Here is a 15,684-nt window from a genome sequence, read left to right as displayed (position 1 = left end):
TGCGCCGATGACTGCCAGCATGGCCTCCACCGCCTTGGACTCGAGCACCGCGGTCGCTGTCACCGTGTCCCCGGCGCTCTGGCTGATCCCCGGACTGCCGCTGCTCGGCGCCGCTCTACTGCTGTTGCTGGGCCGCCGCGGCGACAAGTGGGGTCACCTGCTGGGCTGCGCCGCGGCGCTGGCCTCCTTCTGCGTGGCCGCCTGGCAGTTCGCCGCCATGGTCGGCCGGGACGCCGCCGACCGCACCGCGGGCCAGACGCTGTTCACCTGGGTCTCGGTGGGCGATCTCCACGTAGACCTGGGCCTGCACCTGGACCAGCTCTCCATGGTGTTCGTCCTGCTGGTCACCGGGGTCGGCCTGCTCATCCACGTCTACTCGATCGGCTATATGGCCGCCGATCCGGCGCGGCGGAAGTTCTTCGCCTACCTCAACCTGTTCCTGGCCGCGATGCTGCTGCTGGTGCTGGCCGACAACTTCCTGGTCCTCTACCTGGGCTGGGAGGGAGTCGGCCTGGTCTCGTATCTGCTCATCGGCTTCTGGCAGCACAAGCCGTCGGCGGCGACCGCGGCCAAGAAGGCGTTCCTGGTCAACCGCGTCGGGGACATCGGGCTCGCGGTGGCGATGATGCTGATGGTCACGCAGCTGGGCACCCTCGACTTCGACGGCGTCTTCGCGGCGGTCGCCGATGGGGTCGAGGGGTCGGGCGCCGGCGGCGCTGCCGTGAGCAGCGGCCTGGTCACCGCGCTCGGACTGCTCCTGCTCCTGGGCGCGTGCGCCAAGTCCGCGCAGGTCCCGCTGCAGTCGTGGCTGGGAGACGCCATGGAGGGCCCCACCCCGGTCTCCGCACTCATCCACGCGGCCACCATGGTCACCGCGGGCGTCTACCTCATCACCCGGGCCAACCCGATCTTCGACGCGGCCCCGGCGGCGCGGACTGCCGTGATCGTCGTGGGAGCGGTGACGCTGCTGTTCGGCGCGGTGATCGGCTGCGCCAAGGACGACATCAAGAAGGTGCTCGCGGCCTCCACCATGAGCCAGGTGGGGTACATGGTGATGGCCGCCGGGTTCGGCCCCGCCGGGTACGCGCTGGCGATCATGCACCTGCTCACCCACGGCTTCTTCAAGGCCGGGCTGTTCCTGGGCGCGGGATCGGTGATGCACGGGATGGACGACCAGGTGGACATGCGTCGCTACGGCGCCCTGCGCGCGGTCATGCCGGTCACCTTCGTCACCTTCGGGCTGGGCTACCTGGCGATCATCGGCGTCCCGCCCTTCTCGGGCTTCTACTCCAAGGAGGGCATCATCTCGGCGGCGTTCGACGTGGGCGCGGGCGCTGGGGGTGGGGCAGGCGCCGGCGGCTACCTGCTGGGTTCGGTGGCGCTGCTCGGCGCCGGCCTGACCGCGTTCTACATGACCCGCGTGATGATCCTGACCTTCTTCGGCGAGCGGCGCTGGGACGCGGGCACCCACCCGCACGAGTCGCCGGTGTCCATGACGGCGCCGATGGTCGTGGTGGCCGTGGGCTCGGTGCTCTCCGGGGCGCTGCTGGCGATGGGCGGGCGTCTGGAGGACTGGCTGGCCCCAGTCGTCGGCGACCACCACGCCGAGCATGTGGTGCCGGTGTGGCTGGTCACCGCGGCCTCGCTGGTGGTCGTGGCCGCCGGGATCGCCATCGCGGTGCGCCTCTACTCCCGCGCTGACATCCCGGCCACGGCCCCGGCGGGGGTCTCCGCGCTCACCCGCGCCGCCCGCCGCGACCTCTACGCCGATGCCGTCAACGAGCGCGCGCTGATGCGGCCCGGCCAGGGCCTGGTCGCGGCCACCGCCGTTGTCGACCGCAGGGTCGTGACCGGCGCCGCCGGCGGGGTCGCCGGGGCGATCGGGCTCCTGTCCGCACAGACCAGGCTCCTGCAGTCCGGACTCACCCGGTCCTACGCGCTGTACATGCTCATCGGGGCCGCGCTGATCATCGCCGCCATGGTGAGCGGAGGCGCGCTGTGACCGGGCCCGGGATGCTCACCGCGCTGTGGCTCACGCCCCTGATCGGCGCCCTCCTCGTCGTCGTCCTCCCCTCGGGCGCCCGACGCGCGGCGAGGCCCCTCGCCCTGGCCACCTCGCTCCTCGTCCTGGGGCTGGCGGTCGCGCTGACGGTCGGGTTCGACCCGGGCGGCGACACCCACCAGTTCGTCGAAACGCGGCCGTGGATCCCGGCGTTCGGCGCCACCTACTCGCTCGGGGTCGACGGCATCGCGCTGGTGTTGGTGCTGCTCACCGCCGGGCTCATGCCGTTGCTGCTGCTGGCGGGGTGGCACGACGCCGACGGGTCCGCCCCGTCCGACGAGGGTGAGCACGACGGGGGTGAGCACGACGGGAAGCGCGACAGGAAGAAGGACGACGACGAGGTGGGCGCCGCCGGGCGGCGGGCCCAGGTCTACCCCGCGCTGATGCTGGCCACCCAGGCCCTGGCGCTGGTCGCGTTCACGAGCCTGGACGTGCTGCTGTTCTACGTGGCGTTCGAGGCGATGCTCATCCCGCTGTACTTCCTCATCGGGGGCTTTGGCGGCCGTGTGTCCGACGGCGTCGACCGGGCCGCGGCGGCCGTGCGGTTCCTGATCTACAACCTGCTCGGCGGGCTGGTCATGCTCGCCGCCGTGATCGGGCTGTACGTGCTCACCGCCCGGGCCGGGCTCGGCGCGGGCGGAGCAGGGACGTTCGACTACCGGATCATCACCGCGGCGATCGGCGACGGCCGGCTCGAGATCCCGCCCGGCGTGGCGCTGCTGCTGTTCGCCGGCTTCACGCTGGCGTTCGCCATCAAGGCCCCGCTGTGGCCGTTCCACACCTGGCTGCCCGGCGCGGCGGTGGCCGCGACGCCCGCCTCCGCGGTGCTGATGATGGCGGTGGTGGACAAGGTCGGCACCTTTGCGATGCTGCGCTACAGCCTGCCGCTGTTCCCCGACGCCGCCTCCACCGCGGCGCCCGTGCTGGTCACGCTGGCGGTGATCAGCATCGTCTACGGCGGCGTCATGGCCATCGCGCAGACCGACCTGCTCCGGCTGATCGCCTACGCCTCGATCTCGCACTTCGGGTTCATCGTCCTGGGCGTCTTCGCGCGGACAGAGCAGTCCGCCGCCGGCTCCGCGCTCTACATGGTCAACCACGGGATCGCCACGGCCGCGTTGTTCCTGGTGGCCGCGTTCCTGGTGCGCCGCCGCGGCACGCGCGAGATCGGACGGTTCGGCGGCGTGCAGCAGGTGGCCCCCGTACTGGCCGGGGTGTTCCTGGTCGCGGGCCTGGCCACCCTCTCACTGCCTGGACTGGCGCCGTTCGTCAGCGAATTCCTGGTGTTCGTCGGCACCTTCGGCCCGTACCCCGTGGCCGCGGTGCTGGCGACCTCCACGTTCGTCCTGGCGGCGATCTACATCCTGTGGACCTACCAACGCGTGATGGGCGGGCCGGTCGCGCCCGGGCTGGAGGGGACGCCGGACCTCGGTCTCCGCGAGCGCGTCGTGGTGCTCCCGCTCGTCGGGGCGCTGCTCGTGCTGGGCTTCTACCCGCAGCCGGCGCTGGACGTGATCGAACCGGCGGTCGCCCACACCGTCGAACTGGTGGGAGGAGTCCGATGACCCCGGATATCGCGTACGGCCAGCTCATGCCGCTGCTCATCGTGTTGGGCGCGGCGATCCTGAGTGTGCTCGTCGAGGCGTTCGTCCCTGCCCGCCGCCGGTACCACGCCCAGCTGGTGCTCTTCCTCGGCGCTCTGGCCGCTGCGCTGGTCTCGGTGGTGCTGCTGGCCGGGACGCGGGTCGTCACCGCCGAGGGTGCGGTCGCGGTCGACGGGCCGGCGCTGTTCCTGCAGGGGGTCACGGTCCTGGTCGCGATGGGCGCCGGACTGTTGATCGGCGAGCGCACCGTCGTCCCCGCCGCCTCGGCGAAGAAGGTGCTGGCAGGGTTCGCGCCCCAGGCCGCTGTGGCCCCGGGCGGTGACGGTGAACGCGACGCCGAGCGCGCCGGCGTCATGCAGACCGAGGTGTTCCCGCTGGCGCTCTTCGCCACCGGCGGCCTCATGCTGTTCCCCGCCGCGAACGACCTGATCACCCTGTTCATCGCGCTCGAGGTGCTGTCGCTACCGCTGTACGTCCTGTGCGGGATGGCCCGCCGCCGGCGATTGCTCTCGCAGGAGGCCGCGGTCAAGTACTTCCTGCTGGGGTCTTTCTCCTCGGCGTTCTTCGCCTACGGCATCGCGCTGGTCTACGGCTACGCCGGAACCGTGGACTTCGGCGGGATCGCCCGCGTGGTGGCGGCCGAGGGCGGCAACCCGCTGGCCCTGATCGGCGTGGCCATGATGTCGGTGGGGCTGCTGTTCAAGGTCGGGGCCGTGCCGTTCCACACCTGGACGCCCGACGTCTACCAGGGCGCGCCCACCCCGATCACCGCGTTCATGGCCGCCGGCACCAAGGTCGCCGCGTTCGGCGCGATCCTGCGCTTCTTCCACACCGCGGTCCCCGGGCTCCAGGCGGACTGGCGACCGGTGCTGTGGGTGATCGCGGCGCTGACGATGCTGGTCGGGACGATCGTCGCCGTCACGCAGAACGACGTCAAGCGGCTGCTGGCCTACTCGTCCGTCGCGCACGCGGGGTTCCTGCTGACCGGGGTGATCGCGGTCGGGTCCGCCGGGGTGTCGGCGACCCTGTTCTATCTCGCGGCGTACGCCGTCAGCACGGTGGGCGCGTTCGCGGTGGCCGGCCTGGTCCGCGGCCCCGACGGCGCCGAGATCGGTGACCTGCAGGCATGGACGGGTCTGGGCCGGCGGCAGCCGCTGGCGGCGGGCGCGTTCGCGGTGCTGCTGCTGGCGCTCGCGGGCATCCCGCTGACCAGCGGGTTCATCGCCAAGTTCGCGGTCTTCTCCGCGGCCGTGGCCGGGGGCGCGGCGACCCTGGTGGTGATCGGGGTGCTCACCAGCGCCATCGCGGCCTCGTTCTACGTCCGCGTGATCGTGGTGATGTTCTTCCGGGACGCGCCCGCCGGCGACGGCGGCGGCAGCGGCGACGGCGGGCGCGGCGGCGGCGGGCGCGGCGGCGGCGGCGTCACCGGCGGTTCGGAGATCGCGTTCGCCCGACAGCCGGTGACGTATGCGGTGATCGGGGTCGCCGTGGTGGTGACGCTGGCGCTGGGAATCGCGCCGCAGCCGCTGCTCGACCTGGCCGGGTCCGCCGCGGTGTTCGTCGGGTAGGCGCCCGCGCCGCGTCAGACCCCGTCGATTCCCAGCGGCGTCGCGTTGTACTCCCCGGACAGCGCCGAGATCGACCGCGCCAGCCGCAGGTCCCGCCGGGTCACGCCCTCCACGTCGTGGCTGCGCAGGTCCAGGGTCACCTCGTCGTAGCTCCACAGCAGGTCCGGGTGGTGGTCCTGGGAGTTGGCGGCCTGGCCGATCGCGGCCACCAGGTTGATCGCGGCCTGCGGCGTCTCGCATACCGCCGTGTAGGTCAGCGACCCCTCCGACAGCGCCCAACCGGGCAGGTCGGCGAGCCCCTCGGCGATCTGCTCCTCGGTGAGGCGGGTGTTGTCGCCGGCATCGGGGGCCTGGCCGGCGGCGTCAGCATCGTCGGCGTTGTGTGCGTTCTGTGCGTCTGCGTTCATGCCGCCCAGTCTGGCACCTCGGGCCGCCGCCTACCCTGAGGGCGTGCACTCCCCCGCCAGTTCCGCAGCCGGCAGCCCGCCCGGCGCCCCTCCCCGCGGCGCCGGCCGGTACGCCCCCAGCCCGTCGGGTGACCTGCACCTGGGCAACCTGCGCACGGCCGTGGTGGCGTGGGTATTGGCCCGCGACTCGGGCCGCGCGTTCCGGATGCGCGTCGACGACCTCGACACCGCCCGCTCCCGCCCCGGCGTGGCCGAGCGTCAGCTCGCCGACCTGGCCGCGATCGGGATCGACTGGGACGGCGAGATCATGTGGGAGTCCGAGCGTTCGGAGGCCTACGCGGCCGCCGCCGGTCGCCTGGCCGACCGTGGGCTGGTCTACGAGTGCTATTGCTCCCGCCGGGAGATCGCCGAGGCCCCGCGCGCGCCGCATTCCCCGCCCGGCGCGTACCCCGGCACCTGCCGCTATCTGACCGGGGCCGAGCGGGCCCTGCGCCGCGAGGCGCTCGGCCCCGGGCGGACGCCGGCTCTCCGCCTGCGCGCGGAGGTCGCTGAGCTCACCGTCCACGATCTCGTCCTCGGGTCCCATACAGGTGTTGTGGACGACGTGGTGCTGCGCCGCGGGGACGGCGTGTGGGCATACAACCTCGCCGTCGTCGTGGATGACGCCGACCAGGGCGTCGACCAGGTGGTGCGCGGCGAGGACCTCCTCTCCTCCGCCCCCCGCCAGGTCTACCTGGCGGAGCTGCTCGGACTGCCGAGGCCCGAATACGCCCACGTGCCGCTGGCCGTCAACGCCGCGGGCGAGCGCCTGGCCAAGCGGGACGGCGCGGTGACGCTGGCCGACCTGGCCCGAGAGGGGACGACGACGAGGTCCGCCGTCGCCCGCATCGTGGCCTCACTCGGTGGGCCCGAGGGCGCGGACTCGATCGAGGCGCTGCGCGGGGTGATCACCGCCGAGTCCCTGCAGTCCGGCCCCTGGGTCGTGGCCTGACCCGCGCCCCCCGCCTCTGGGTTGGCGGACATCGCTTCACGCCTGGCGGACATCGCTTCACGCCTGGCGGACATCTCGTGCGAAAACCGGCCCGAAAACCAGCGTGAAGTCCGCCAACAGGCGGGGCACGTCCGCCAACTGGCGGGGCACGTCCGCCAACCCCGGGGATCGGGGCCGGGCCGGCGGCAGGATTCGCCGCAGCGGTGCGCCGGCGCGGATAATCGACGACCGTGAACACTCCATCGCAGCAGAATCCTGATCCACTCGGGCCTGGGCGGCCGGACGGGATCACTCCCGAGCCGGCACGCAGCCCCCACACCGCCCCAGCAGACCGCGGCAGCACCAACCGAGCCGTCTTCGCCACGGTCGCCAGCCCCTACTTCGGCTACCTGATCGCCCTGTTCGTGGGCGTCATGCTCATCAGCAACGTCACCGGCACCAAGGGCGTTCTCCTCTTCCCCGACCTGAGCTTCGAACTCGGGTTCATCCACGTCGACGGGCTGGTGACCGACGGCGCCTTCCTGCTCTTCCCGCTGGCCTACGTGCTGGGCGATGTGATCAGTGAGGTGTACGGCTTCCGGGCGATGCGCCGGGCCGTCCTCTCCGGTTTCGCCGTCCTCGCACTCGCCGCGCTGAGCTTCACCGTCACCGTGCACCTCCCCCCGGCCGACTTCTACGAGCACCAGGACGCGTTCCGGGCCGTCGCCGGCGTGATCCCGCAGTTCTTCCTGGCCGGGCTGGCCGGGTACGTGGTGGGCGAGCTGCTCAACAGCTACATCCTGGTGTGGATGAAGCGCCGCACCGGGGAGCGGACCCTGTGGGCACGACTGCTCGGGTCCTCCGTCGTGGGCCAACTGGCGGACACGCTGGTCTTCTGCACCATCGCGGCGCCCGCCCTGGGCATGGTGCTCGGCTCGGGTGACTACTGGAACTACGTGGTGATCGGGTTCGTCTGGAAGACCCTCGTGGAACTCGTGATGCTGCCGGTGACCCTCGCCGTGATCGCGTGGATCAAGAAACGCGAACCCAGTTACCAGTCCGCGCTGGCAGGATCGACGCATGACCGCGACCGACCCCGCTGACCCACCCAGTGGCGCGGGCGCCGTTGACCCACTCGGTGGCGCGGGCGCCGTCAACCCCGCCGCCGGCTCGGGCTCACCGGTCCGCGTGCTCGGCCAGACCGTCGACGACCAGACGCGCTGCGTGCACTACCGCGGGCCGCTGGACGTGGTGGCGATCCGGTTCCACTGCTGCCGCGAGTTCTATCCCTGCTTCCGGTGCCACGCCGACGCCGCTGATCACGCGCTGTCGGTGTGGCCTCGGGAGGCGTATGACGAGCCCGCCATCCTGTGCGGCGTCTGCCGGGCCACGCTGTCGATCGCGGAGTACCGCGAGCACGGCCGGTGCACGTCGTGTGGGGCGGCCTTCAACCCCGGGTGCGCGCTGCACTACGACCTGTACTTCGAGGACTGACGAGCCGGGCCCGGCCCGCCCCGCCCGGCGTCCAGACGGCCAGCGCCGCACCAGGATCCGGGGGTCGCGGCTACGGATCGGACCCGTGTTGTCAAATCGGGTGACGCGGATCACACATGGGTGGGGGGCTCACGTGTGTACATTCATCCCACCTGATCCCATCGTGACCGGGCCCGACGCGGGCCCGGCCACCCGGTCCCAAGAGGACGGCCCCAGATGAAGCGAAGCAAGCCTTTGACCCTGGCCGCGGCGGTGCTGTCCGTCGGTCTCGTCATGAGCGGATGCGCCAACCAGTCCGACTCCGGCTCGGACGCCGGCGGTTCCGAGGGCGGCGGAGGCGGCGGTGTCGAGCTGCCCACCGTCGACCAGGTCGACACCCCCGAGGGCGCCCTCCGCGCGGCCGGCGAGGGCGGGGCCACCTGCCCGGAGGGGACGACCATCGCCTACATCGGCGCGGAGACAGGTCCCAACGCCCAGCTCGGCGTGAACATCTACAACGGCGTCCAGACCGCGATCGACGAGCACAACGCGGCAAACCCCGAGTGCACGGTCGACTTCACCCGGTTCGACACCGAGGGCGACCCCACCAAGGCCACCGGCCCGGTCACCCAGGCGGTCAACAACCAGCGCATCATCGGCGTCGTGGGCCTGCCGTTCTCGGGCGAGTCCAAGGCGACCGGCAACATCTTCGAGCAGGCCGGCCTGGTCCACGTGACCCCGGCCGCCACCAACCCCACGCTCACCGACAACGGGTGGCGGACGTTCTTCCGGGGCCTCGGTAACGACGCGGTCCAGGGCCCGGCGGCCGCGGAGATGATGACCACCCAACCCAGCTCGAGGCCGAGAAGATCTACGTGGTCCAGGACGACTCGGACTACGGCATCGGCCTCGGCACCGCCGTCAAGGAGGCCCTCGGCGACTCGCTGACCGGCGAGGACCGGACGATCACGGGCAACAAGGACTTCTCCGCGATCATCACCAAGATCAACACCGCGACGCCCGACGCCGTCTTCTACTCCGGGTACTACGCCGAGGCCGCGCCGTTCATCCAGCAGCTCCGCGCCTCCGGCTACGACGGCGCGTTCGTGGGTCCCGACGGCATCAAGGACCCCGAGTTCATCAAGCAGGCCGGTGACTCGTCCGCGGGCGCCTACTTCACCTGCCCGTGCATCCCGGGCGAGCTCATCCCGGACTTCGCCGACGCCTACACGGAGACCGCCGGCATCGAACCCGGCACCTACTCGATCGAGGGCTACGACGCCACGACCGTGCTGCTCGCGGGCATCGACGCCGGGAACCACGACCGCGCGGCGCTCCTGGACTGGGTCGTGAACTACGACGCCCCGGGGCTGTCCAAGCACTACCGCTGGAACGAGAAGGGCGAGCTCCAGGAGCCGGACGTCTACGGCTACAAGGCCGAGGGCGGGAAGATCGTCTCCGTCGGCAAGATCGGCGAATGATCCCCCGGTCACGCTGAGCCCGCGTTCCCGGGGTCCCGCGCAGCTAAGACGCGCGGGGCCCCGGGCCCGCCCGCTCCCCTCCTTCCAAGAGCAGGACTGTCATGACGACATCGCTCCTCGCCCAAGCCGCCACCTCGACCTGGATCACCTTCGACCTCGGGGCCCTGGCCGAGAACTTCGGCTCCGCCACCGTCGAGGGCCTGACCTTCGGCGCCATCTACGCCCTCGTCGCGCTCGGGTACACCCTGGTCTACGGCGTTCTCAATCTGATGAACTTCGCGCACTCCGAGGTCTTCATCATCGGCGCGTACACGATCTTCTTCACCCTCTCCACCCTCGGTTTCGGGCCGGACGCCCCCAACCTCGGTGTGTGGGCGATCGTGGCCAACCTGCTGCTTGCCACCGTGCTGGCGATGCTCGCCTCGGCGACGGTGGCCCTGGTCATGGAGCGCATCGCCTACCGGCCACTGCGGAAGCGGGGTGCGCCGCGCCTGGCCTTCCTCATCACGGCCATCGGGATCTCGTTCACGCTGCAGTACCTGATCTTCCTGTGGCGCGGGCCCAACGCCGAGCGGGCCGTGACGATGTTCGTCCCCGAGCCGGTCTTCGACATCGGCGGCACCATCATCAACTCGCAGCACCTGGTGATCGTCGTCGCCGCGGTCGCGGTCATGATCGTCACCGAGCGGGTCGTGGCCAAGACGCGCATCGGCCGCGGGATCCGTGCCGTCGCCCAGGATCCGGACACCGCCACGCTCATGGGCGTGAACAAGGAACGCATCATCATGACGACGTTCGTCATCGGTGGCCTGCTGGCCGGCATCGGCGCGTTGTTCTACGTGATGAAGCTGCCCTCCGGGGTCCAGTACAACGCCGGGTTCGTCCTGGGCATCAAGGCGTTCGCGGCGGCCGTCCTCGGCGGCATCGGCAACGTCCGCGGCGCGCTCGTCGGCGGGCTGCTGCTGGGCCTGATCTCCAACTACGGCCAGCTGATCCTGGGCAACGGCCAGTGGGCCGACGTCGTCGCGTTTGTCATCCTGGTGCTCGTGCTGCTGGTGAAGCCCACCGGCCTGCTCGGCACCTCCCTCGGAAGGAGCCGAGCATGAGCGCTCCCGGACAGTCGGCCACCCCGGCCGCGGCCGACCCGCCCGCCGCCGGAGTCGACAACCAGCCGGACCGACCGCTGTTCCGGCGCCGACCCACCGGCCGCCTGGGCACCTGGTGGCACCGCCAGCCCCGGCAGAGTCAGTGGCTCTACCTGATCCCGGTGGTGCTGCTGGTGTACGCGCTGCCCATCCTCAACCCGCCTGTGCTCACCACCGAGCCGGGCTCGGACTTCGCCATCACCTGCTTCGAGATGTCCAAGTTCGCGCTCGTGGCGATCGGCCTCAACATCGTGGTCGGGTACGCCGGGCTGCTCGACCTGGGCTACGTGGCGTTCTTCGCCGTCGGTGCCTATGTCGCGGCCATGTTCACCAGCCCCGACTCCCCGTACCTCAAGATCCCCTACCTGTGGACGCTGCCCCTGGCCATGGTGGTGACGGCGTTGGTCGGGATCTTCCTGGGGCTCTCGGTGCTCCGGCTGCGCGGGGACTACCTGGCGATCGTCACCCTGGGCTTCGGCGAGATCATCCGCATCCTCGCGACCATCATCCCGGCGATGAAGGGCCAGGTGGGCTTTCAGAACGTCGGCGCCCCTCCCGGCACCCGGGACAGCGGCGTGCCGCTGTTCACCAACTCCGACGGTGCCCCCTGGTACTGGCTGACGGTGACGATCATCATCGTGGTGCTGTTCCTGGTGGGCAACCTCGAGCGCAGCCGCGTCGGCCGCGCGTGGATCGCCATCCGGGAGGACGAGGACGCCGCCGAGATCATGGGCGTGCCCACCTTCAAGTACAAGGTGTGGGCGTTCGCGCTCGGCGCCGCCTTCGGCGGGCTGTCCGGCGCGCTGATGGCGGGCCAGATCGGCTTCGTCAACAACCAGCGCTTCGACGTGCAGACCTCCATCCTCTTCCTCGCCGCGGTGGTGCTGGGCGGGCAGGGCAACAAGGTCGGCGCGATCGTCGGCGGCGCTCTCGTGGCGTACATCCCCTACCGCTTCGTCGAGATCGCCAACTACAAGTACCTGATCTTCGGCATCGTGCTGGTCCTGCTGATGATCTTCCGGCCGCAGGGGCTGATCCCGGCCCGCATGCACCTGCTCACCTACGCCCGCCGGGCGCGGACCTGGATCTCCTCGATGGTGGCGGGGTCCGAGCGCCGGGTCCCGCGCGGACAGGACGGAGGAGCGACATGAGCTCGGCCCTGACCCCACCCGGCGACCGGTCCGACCCCGGTTGCGGCGACAGCCCCTCCGGCGCCTCCACCCCGCCCGTCACCGCCGCCGAGATCGGCCTCGACCCCGACGCCCTGGTCGGCGGCGAACTCGGCACCACGGCGGAGGACGTGGCGCCCGAGCGCGCGACCAACGCCCGGATCGGCGACGTCCTGGTGGAGGTGAAGGACCTCACCGTCCGCTTCGGCGGGCTCACCGCCCTCGAGGACGTCAGCTTCACCATCCGCAAGGGCGAGATCCTCGGCCTCATCGGCCCCAACGGCGCCGGCAAGACCACGTGCTTCAACGCGATGACCGGCGTCTACCGGCCGAGTTCGGGCGATGTCGTGCTCGACGGGGTCTCGGTGATCGGCCGGGCCCAGCACAAGATCACCCGGATGGGACTGGCCCGGACCTTCCAGAACATCCGTCTCTTCGGGTTCATGACGGCGCTGGAGAACGTGGTCGTGGGCCTGGACGCGCGGCACAAGACCTCGGTCGTGGGCGCGCTGCTGCGCCTGCCCCGCCACCACCGCGAGGAGGCGTCGGCGATCGAGCGCGGGATGGCGCTGCTGGACTTCGTCGGCATCGCCCACCACGCGTTCGACCTGTCCAAGAACCTGCCCTACGGCTCCCAGCGGCGGCTCGAGATCGCGCGCGCCCTGGCCACCGACCCCAAGGTCCTGTGCCTCGACGAGCCGGCGGCCGGCTTCACCCCGGCGGAGAAGGAGGACCTCATGGACCTGATCCGCACGATCGCCGCCGACGGGTACACCGTCCTCCTCATCGAGCACGACATGAAGCTCGTCACCGGGGTCACCGACCGGATCGTGGTGCTGGAGTTCGGCCGCAAGATCGCCGACGGTACGCCCGCCCAGGTCACCCGCGATCCGGAGGTCATCCGCGCCTACCTCGGAGAGGACGACGACGATGTCCCTGCTTGAGCTCCACAACGTGGACGTGCACTACGGACGGATCCAGGCCATCAACGGGCTCTCCCTGACCGTCGACGAGGGCGAGATCGTCTCCCTCATCGGCGCGAACGGCGCCGGCAAGACCACCACCATGAAGACCATCTCGGGGCTGCTGACGCCGTCGGCCGGGCAGATCCTGTTCGAGGGCGAGGACATCACCGCGATGCCCGCCCACACCCGCGTCACGCGGGGGATCAGCCAGGCGCCCGAGGGGCGCGGCATCTTCCCCGGGATGACGGTGGCGGAGAACCTGGACATGGGGACGTACGGACGTAAAGAGCGGAAGGGCATCGACGACGACCTCGACCGCGTCTACACCCTGTTCCCCCGCCTCAAGGAACGCGAGAAGCAGCTCGGCGGGACCATGTCCGGCGGCGAACAGCAGATGCTGGCGATCGGCCGGGCCCTCATGGCCAAACCCCGGGTGCTGCTGCTGGACGAGCCGTCGATGGGCCTCGCGCCGCAGTTCATCCGGCAGATCTTCGCGATCATCACGGAGATCAACGCCCAGGGCACCACGATCCTGCTGGTCGAGCAGAACGCCAAGCAGGCCCTCTCCCGCGCCCATCGCGCGTACGTGCTGGAGACGGGGCAGGTCACCCGGACGGGCGTGGGCCGCGACCTGCTGGCAGACAAGTCGATCATCGAGGCCTACCTGGGCGTGGCCTGACAGGTTGACCGGGGTCAGAAGTCCTCGCCCGAGGCGAGCCCTACTTCGACGTCGAGTAGTACCGCCCCAGGAACTCGGTCTTGTAGGCCACGTACTGCTCGGGCCCCGCGACCATCGCCGCGCGCACCTCGTCGACCAGCCGGACCACAAACGCCAGGTTGTGCAGGGTCAGCAGGGTGGAGCCCAGGAACTCCTTGGACTTGAACAGGTGGTGGATGTAGGCCCGGCTGTACTCGCGCGAGACCTCGGACGGCCCCTCCGGGTCCAGCGGGGTGTGGTCGTGGCGGAACTGCGCGCGCGTGACGTTGACCCGCCCGTCGAGGGTGTAGATGCCGCCGTGACGGGCCAGCCGGGTGGGCGCCACGCAGTCGAAGGTGTCGGCGCCGTTCTCCACGGCCGTGAAGATGTCGTCGGGCTCGCTGATCCCCAGCAGGTGCCGCGGCCGGTCCTCGGGCAGTTCCTCGGCGCACCAGCCCACGATCGTGCCGAGGTTCTCCTTCTCCAGCGCCCCGCCGATCCCGTAGCCACCGAACCCGCGGCGCCCCTCCGACTCGGCGCGGTCGCTCATCTCCACCAGCCCGCGCACGGCCTGCCGCCGCAGGTCCTCGAACTGCGCGCCCTGGATCACGCCCCACAGCGACTGCCCCGGCCGGTGGGTGCGCTCCAGCGACAGCCGCTCGTGCTCGTCCAGGCAGCGCTGCGCCCAGCGCCGGGTCCGCTCCACGGAGCGCTCCTGGTAGACGCGGGTGTTCATGAGCGTGGTGAGCTCGTCGAAGGCGAACAAGATGTCGGCGCCCAGTCCGTGCTGGATCCGCATCGACACCTCCGGCGAGAAGCGGTGGCTCGAGCCGTCGAGGTGGGAGGTGAAGGTGACGCCGTCCTCGTCGACCTTCGCCAGCCTTCCCTGGCCCTTGTTGGTCGCCGAGTCGTCCGGGGCCGGCTCGGTGCCCGCGCTCATCTCGATCACCTTCTTGAACCCTACCCCCAGGCTCATCACCTGGAAGCCGCCGGAGTCGGTGTAGGTGGGCCCGGGCCAGCGCATGAACTCCCCCAGCCCGCCGGCGGCGTCCACGATCCCGTGGCCGGGCTGCAGGTAGAGGTGATAAGCGTTGGCCAACACCGCCTGCGCGCCGGTGGACCGGATCTGCTCGGGGGTCAGCGTCTTGACGGTCGCCTTGGTGCCGACGGGGATGAACGCCGGGGTGGCGATGTCGCCGTGCGGGGTGTGGATGACGCCGGTGCGGCCGCCCGCCGTGCCGTCGAGGACCATCCGCGAGCCCACGTCGAAGGTGGTGGCGCGTGGCGAGGGGGATTCGTGGACCGACATGGGTTCCATCGTGGCACGACGGCACGGGAGTCCGGCCGTAGCCCCACGACGGGTCCGGTCGCAGCCCCACGACAGCACCACGACGGGTCCGGCCGTAGCCGCACGACGGGCCCGGCCATGGACCTACGATGGGTCCGGCTGTGACCCGACGGCGGGTGAGATCAACGGCCCCCGAGATCAACGACGACGAGGTGAGCTGTGCCGGGAACGACCAGCCGACGGCTCTCCCGTCGCGAACGTCACGCCCAGCTGGTGATGATGGGGGTCCGGCTGCTCGAGACCGTGCCGTTCCACGCGCTCTCGATGGACGACGTCGCCGAGCGGGCCGGGGTCTCCCGCAGCCTCCTCTTCCACTACTTCCCCACCAAGCTGGACTACCTCACAGCGGTGGTCGAGGCGGCCGCCGACCACGTGCTGGCGCTCACCCAGGTACCCGAGACCACGAGCGCGGACGACCGCACCCGCGCGATCATCACCGCCCTGGTGCGCTACATCCAGCGTCGGCGCGACAACTACGTGGCGGTCCTGCGATCGGGCAGATCGGTCGACCCGGCCCTGGAGAAGGTCGTCGACGGGATGCACCGCACGATCAGTCTCCGGATCCTCGAGAGCATCGGACTTCCCGAACCCGGCCCGATGCCCCTGGTGCTGACCAGGTCCTGGCTGGCCGGCGTGGAGGAGGCGGCGCTCCTCGGAGACGAGTCGGGTCTTCCGCAGTACGCGGTGATCGACTCGGCGCTGACCACCCTGCACGCGGTCGCGTCCCTGCACGTCTTCGACTCCGACGTCCCGGGGAGCGGGGCGGAGAAAGAGGAAACCCCGGACCTCGACTGA

At 70.9% G+C, this 15,684-nt stretch carries 15 protein-coding genes; 13 read left to right on the top strand and 2 right to left on the bottom strand.

Annotated elements, in window-relative coordinates; all coding sequences use genetic code 11:
• Positions 1-19: 19 nt before the first annotated feature.
• The 3 genes from nuoL to nuoN are packed head-to-tail and all read left to right on the top strand — an operon-like array spanning position 20 to position 5,234.
• On the top strand, positions 20-2,002 hold the full coding sequence (gene nuoL, locus R4P08_RS13030; protein WP_317814345.1) for an NADH-quinone oxidoreductase subunit L: 1,983 nt from the start codon (positions 20-22) through the stop codon (positions 2,000-2,002).
• On the top strand, positions 1,999-3,627 hold the full coding sequence (locus R4P08_RS13025; RefSeq protein WP_411741202.1) for an NADH-quinone oxidoreductase subunit M: 1,629 nt from the start codon (positions 1,999-2,001) through the stop codon (positions 3,625-3,627). Before nuoL ends, R4P08_RS13025 begins: the two co-directional genes overlap by 4 nt.
• Positions 3,624-5,234 (top strand): NADH-quinone oxidoreductase subunit NuoN, encoded by a 1,611-nt coding sequence (nuoN, locus tag R4P08_RS13020; protein WP_317814313.1) that lies wholly within the window; start codon positions 3,624-3,626, stop codon positions 5,232-5,234. The genes R4P08_RS13025 and nuoN overlap by 4 nt, the downstream gene beginning before the upstream one ends.
• A gap of 14 nt (positions 5,235-5,248) precedes the next feature.
• Here the strand turns inward: nuoN and R4P08_RS13015 are convergent, their stop codons facing one another.
• Positions 5,249-5,641, bottom strand: coding sequence for a 4a-hydroxytetrahydrobiopterin dehydratase (locus R4P08_RS13015; protein ID WP_317814312.1), 393 nt, complete (start codon positions 5,639-5,641; stop codon positions 5,249-5,251).
• Between the two features lie 43 nt (positions 5,642-5,684).
• Here R4P08_RS13015 and gluQRS point away from each other — a divergent pair, with 43 nt between their 5' ends.
• From gluQRS to R4P08_RS12970, 9 genes are all read left to right on the top strand, one after another.
• Positions 5,685-6,632 carry a tRNA glutamyl-Q(34) synthetase GluQRS gene (gene gluQRS / locus R4P08_RS13010; RefSeq protein ID WP_317814311.1) on the top strand — a complete coding sequence of 316 codons (948 nt, stop codon included), beginning with the start codon at positions 5,685-5,687 and terminating at the stop codon, positions 6,630-6,632.
• 287 nt (positions 6,633-6,919) lie between these two features.
• Positions 6,920-7,714, top strand: coding sequence for a queuosine precursor transporter (locus R4P08_RS13005; RefSeq protein WP_317814343.1), 795 nt, complete (start codon positions 6,920-6,922; stop codon positions 7,712-7,714).
• The gene (locus tag R4P08_RS13000) at positions 7,692-8,105 is read left to right on the top strand and encodes a CHY zinc finger protein (RefSeq protein WP_317814310.1); all 414 of its coding nucleotides are present in this window, start codon (positions 7,692-7,694) and stop codon (positions 8,103-8,105) included. The genes R4P08_RS13005 and R4P08_RS13000 overlap by 23 nt, the downstream gene beginning before the upstream one ends.
• 216 nt (positions 8,106-8,321) lie before the next feature.
• Positions 8,322-9,032: an ABC transporter substrate-binding protein gene (locus R4P08_RS12995; protein WP_317814309.1), complete on the top strand. Its 711-nt coding sequence runs from the start codon at positions 8,322-8,324 to the stop codon at positions 9,030-9,032.
• Positions 8,960-9,565 carry a branched-chain amino acid ABC transporter substrate-binding protein gene (locus R4P08_RS12990; RefSeq protein ID WP_317814308.1) on the top strand — a complete coding sequence of 202 codons (606 nt, stop codon included), beginning with the start codon at positions 8,960-8,962 and terminating at the stop codon, positions 9,563-9,565. The genes R4P08_RS12995 and R4P08_RS12990 overlap by 73 nt, the downstream gene beginning before the upstream one ends.
• 101 nt (positions 9,566-9,666) lie before the next feature.
• Positions 9,667-10,671 (top strand): branched-chain amino acid ABC transporter permease, encoded by a 1,005-nt coding sequence (locus R4P08_RS12985; RefSeq protein WP_317814307.1) that lies wholly within the window; start codon positions 9,667-9,669, stop codon positions 10,669-10,671.
• Entirely contained in the window at positions 10,668-11,861 is a 1,194-nt protein-coding gene (locus tag R4P08_RS12980; RefSeq protein WP_317814306.1) for a branched-chain amino acid ABC transporter permease, read from the top strand. Before R4P08_RS12985 ends, R4P08_RS12980 begins: the two co-directional genes overlap by 4 nt.
• Positions 11,858-12,823, top strand: a complete 966-nt coding sequence (locus tag R4P08_RS12975; RefSeq protein ID WP_317814305.1) for an ABC transporter ATP-binding protein — start codon at positions 11,858-11,860, stop codon at positions 12,821-12,823. Before R4P08_RS12980 ends, R4P08_RS12975 begins: the two co-directional genes overlap by 4 nt.
• Complete coding sequence (locus R4P08_RS12970; protein ID WP_317814304.1) at positions 12,810-13,523, top strand: ABC transporter ATP-binding protein; 714 nt, start codon at positions 12,810-12,812, stop codon at positions 13,521-13,523. The genes R4P08_RS12975 and R4P08_RS12970 overlap by 14 nt, the downstream gene beginning before the upstream one ends.
• Positions 13,524-13,563: 40 nt before the next feature.
• Here the strand turns inward: R4P08_RS12970 and tgt are convergent, their stop codons facing one another.
• Positions 13,564-14,850 carry a tRNA guanosine(34) transglycosylase Tgt gene (gene tgt, locus R4P08_RS12965; protein ID WP_317814303.1) on the bottom strand — a complete coding sequence of 429 codons (1,287 nt, stop codon included), beginning with the start codon at positions 14,848-14,850 and terminating at the stop codon, positions 13,564-13,566.
• A 198-nt stretch (positions 14,851-15,048) separates the two neighbouring features.
• Here tgt and R4P08_RS12960 point away from each other — a divergent pair, with 198 nt between their 5' ends.
• Complete coding sequence (locus tag R4P08_RS12960; protein ID WP_317814302.1) at positions 15,049-15,684, top strand: TetR/AcrR family transcriptional regulator; 636 nt, start codon at positions 15,049-15,051, stop codon at positions 15,682-15,684.

Source organism: Rhodococcus sp. IEGM 1408 (assembly GCF_033142235.1).
Classification (GTDB): Bacteria; Actinomycetota; Actinomycetes; order Mycobacteriales; family Mycobacteriaceae; genus Dietzia.
The sequence above is the reverse complement of the archived record's forward strand: the minus strand, read 5'-3'. Positions and strand labels throughout refer to the sequence as shown.

What these genes read in the sequence shown, in the direction of transcription:
- nuoN (WP_317814313.1), top strand. Translation starts at nt 3,624, where the DNA reads ATGACCCCGGATATCGCGTACGGCCAGCTCATGCCGCTGCTCATCGTG.
- tgt (WP_317814303.1), bottom strand. Translation starts at nt 14,850, where the DNA reads ATGTCGGTCCACGAATCCCCCTCGCCACGCGCCACCACCTTCGACGTG.
- R4P08_RS12980 (WP_317814306.1), top strand. Translation starts at nt 10,668, where the DNA reads ATGAGCGCTCCCGGACAGTCGGCCACCCCGGCCGCGGCCGACCCGCCC.
- R4P08_RS12985 (WP_317814307.1), top strand. Translation starts at nt 9,667, where the DNA reads ATGACGACATCGCTCCTCGCCCAAGCCGCCACCTCGACCTGGATCACC.
- R4P08_RS13015 (WP_317814312.1), bottom strand. Translation starts at nt 5,641, where the DNA reads ATGAACGCAGACGCACAGAACGCACACAACGCCGACGATGCTGACGCC.
- R4P08_RS12995 (WP_317814309.1), top strand. Translation starts at nt 8,322, where the DNA reads ATGAAGCGAAGCAAGCCTTTGACCCTGGCCGCGGCGGTGCTGTCCGTC.
- nuoL (WP_317814345.1), top strand. Translation starts at nt 20, where the DNA reads ATGGCCTCCACCGCCTTGGACTCGAGCACCGCGGTCGCTGTCACCGTG.
- R4P08_RS12975 (WP_317814305.1), top strand. Translation starts at nt 11,858, where the DNA reads ATGAGCTCGGCCCTGACCCCACCCGGCGACCGGTCCGACCCCGGTTGC.
- R4P08_RS12970 (WP_317814304.1), top strand. Translation starts at nt 12,810, where the DNA reads ATGTCCCTGCTTGAGCTCCACAACGTGGACGTGCACTACGGACGGATC.
- R4P08_RS13000 (WP_317814310.1), top strand. Translation starts at nt 7,692, where the DNA reads ATGACCGCGACCGACCCCGCTGACCCACCCAGTGGCGCGGGCGCCGTT.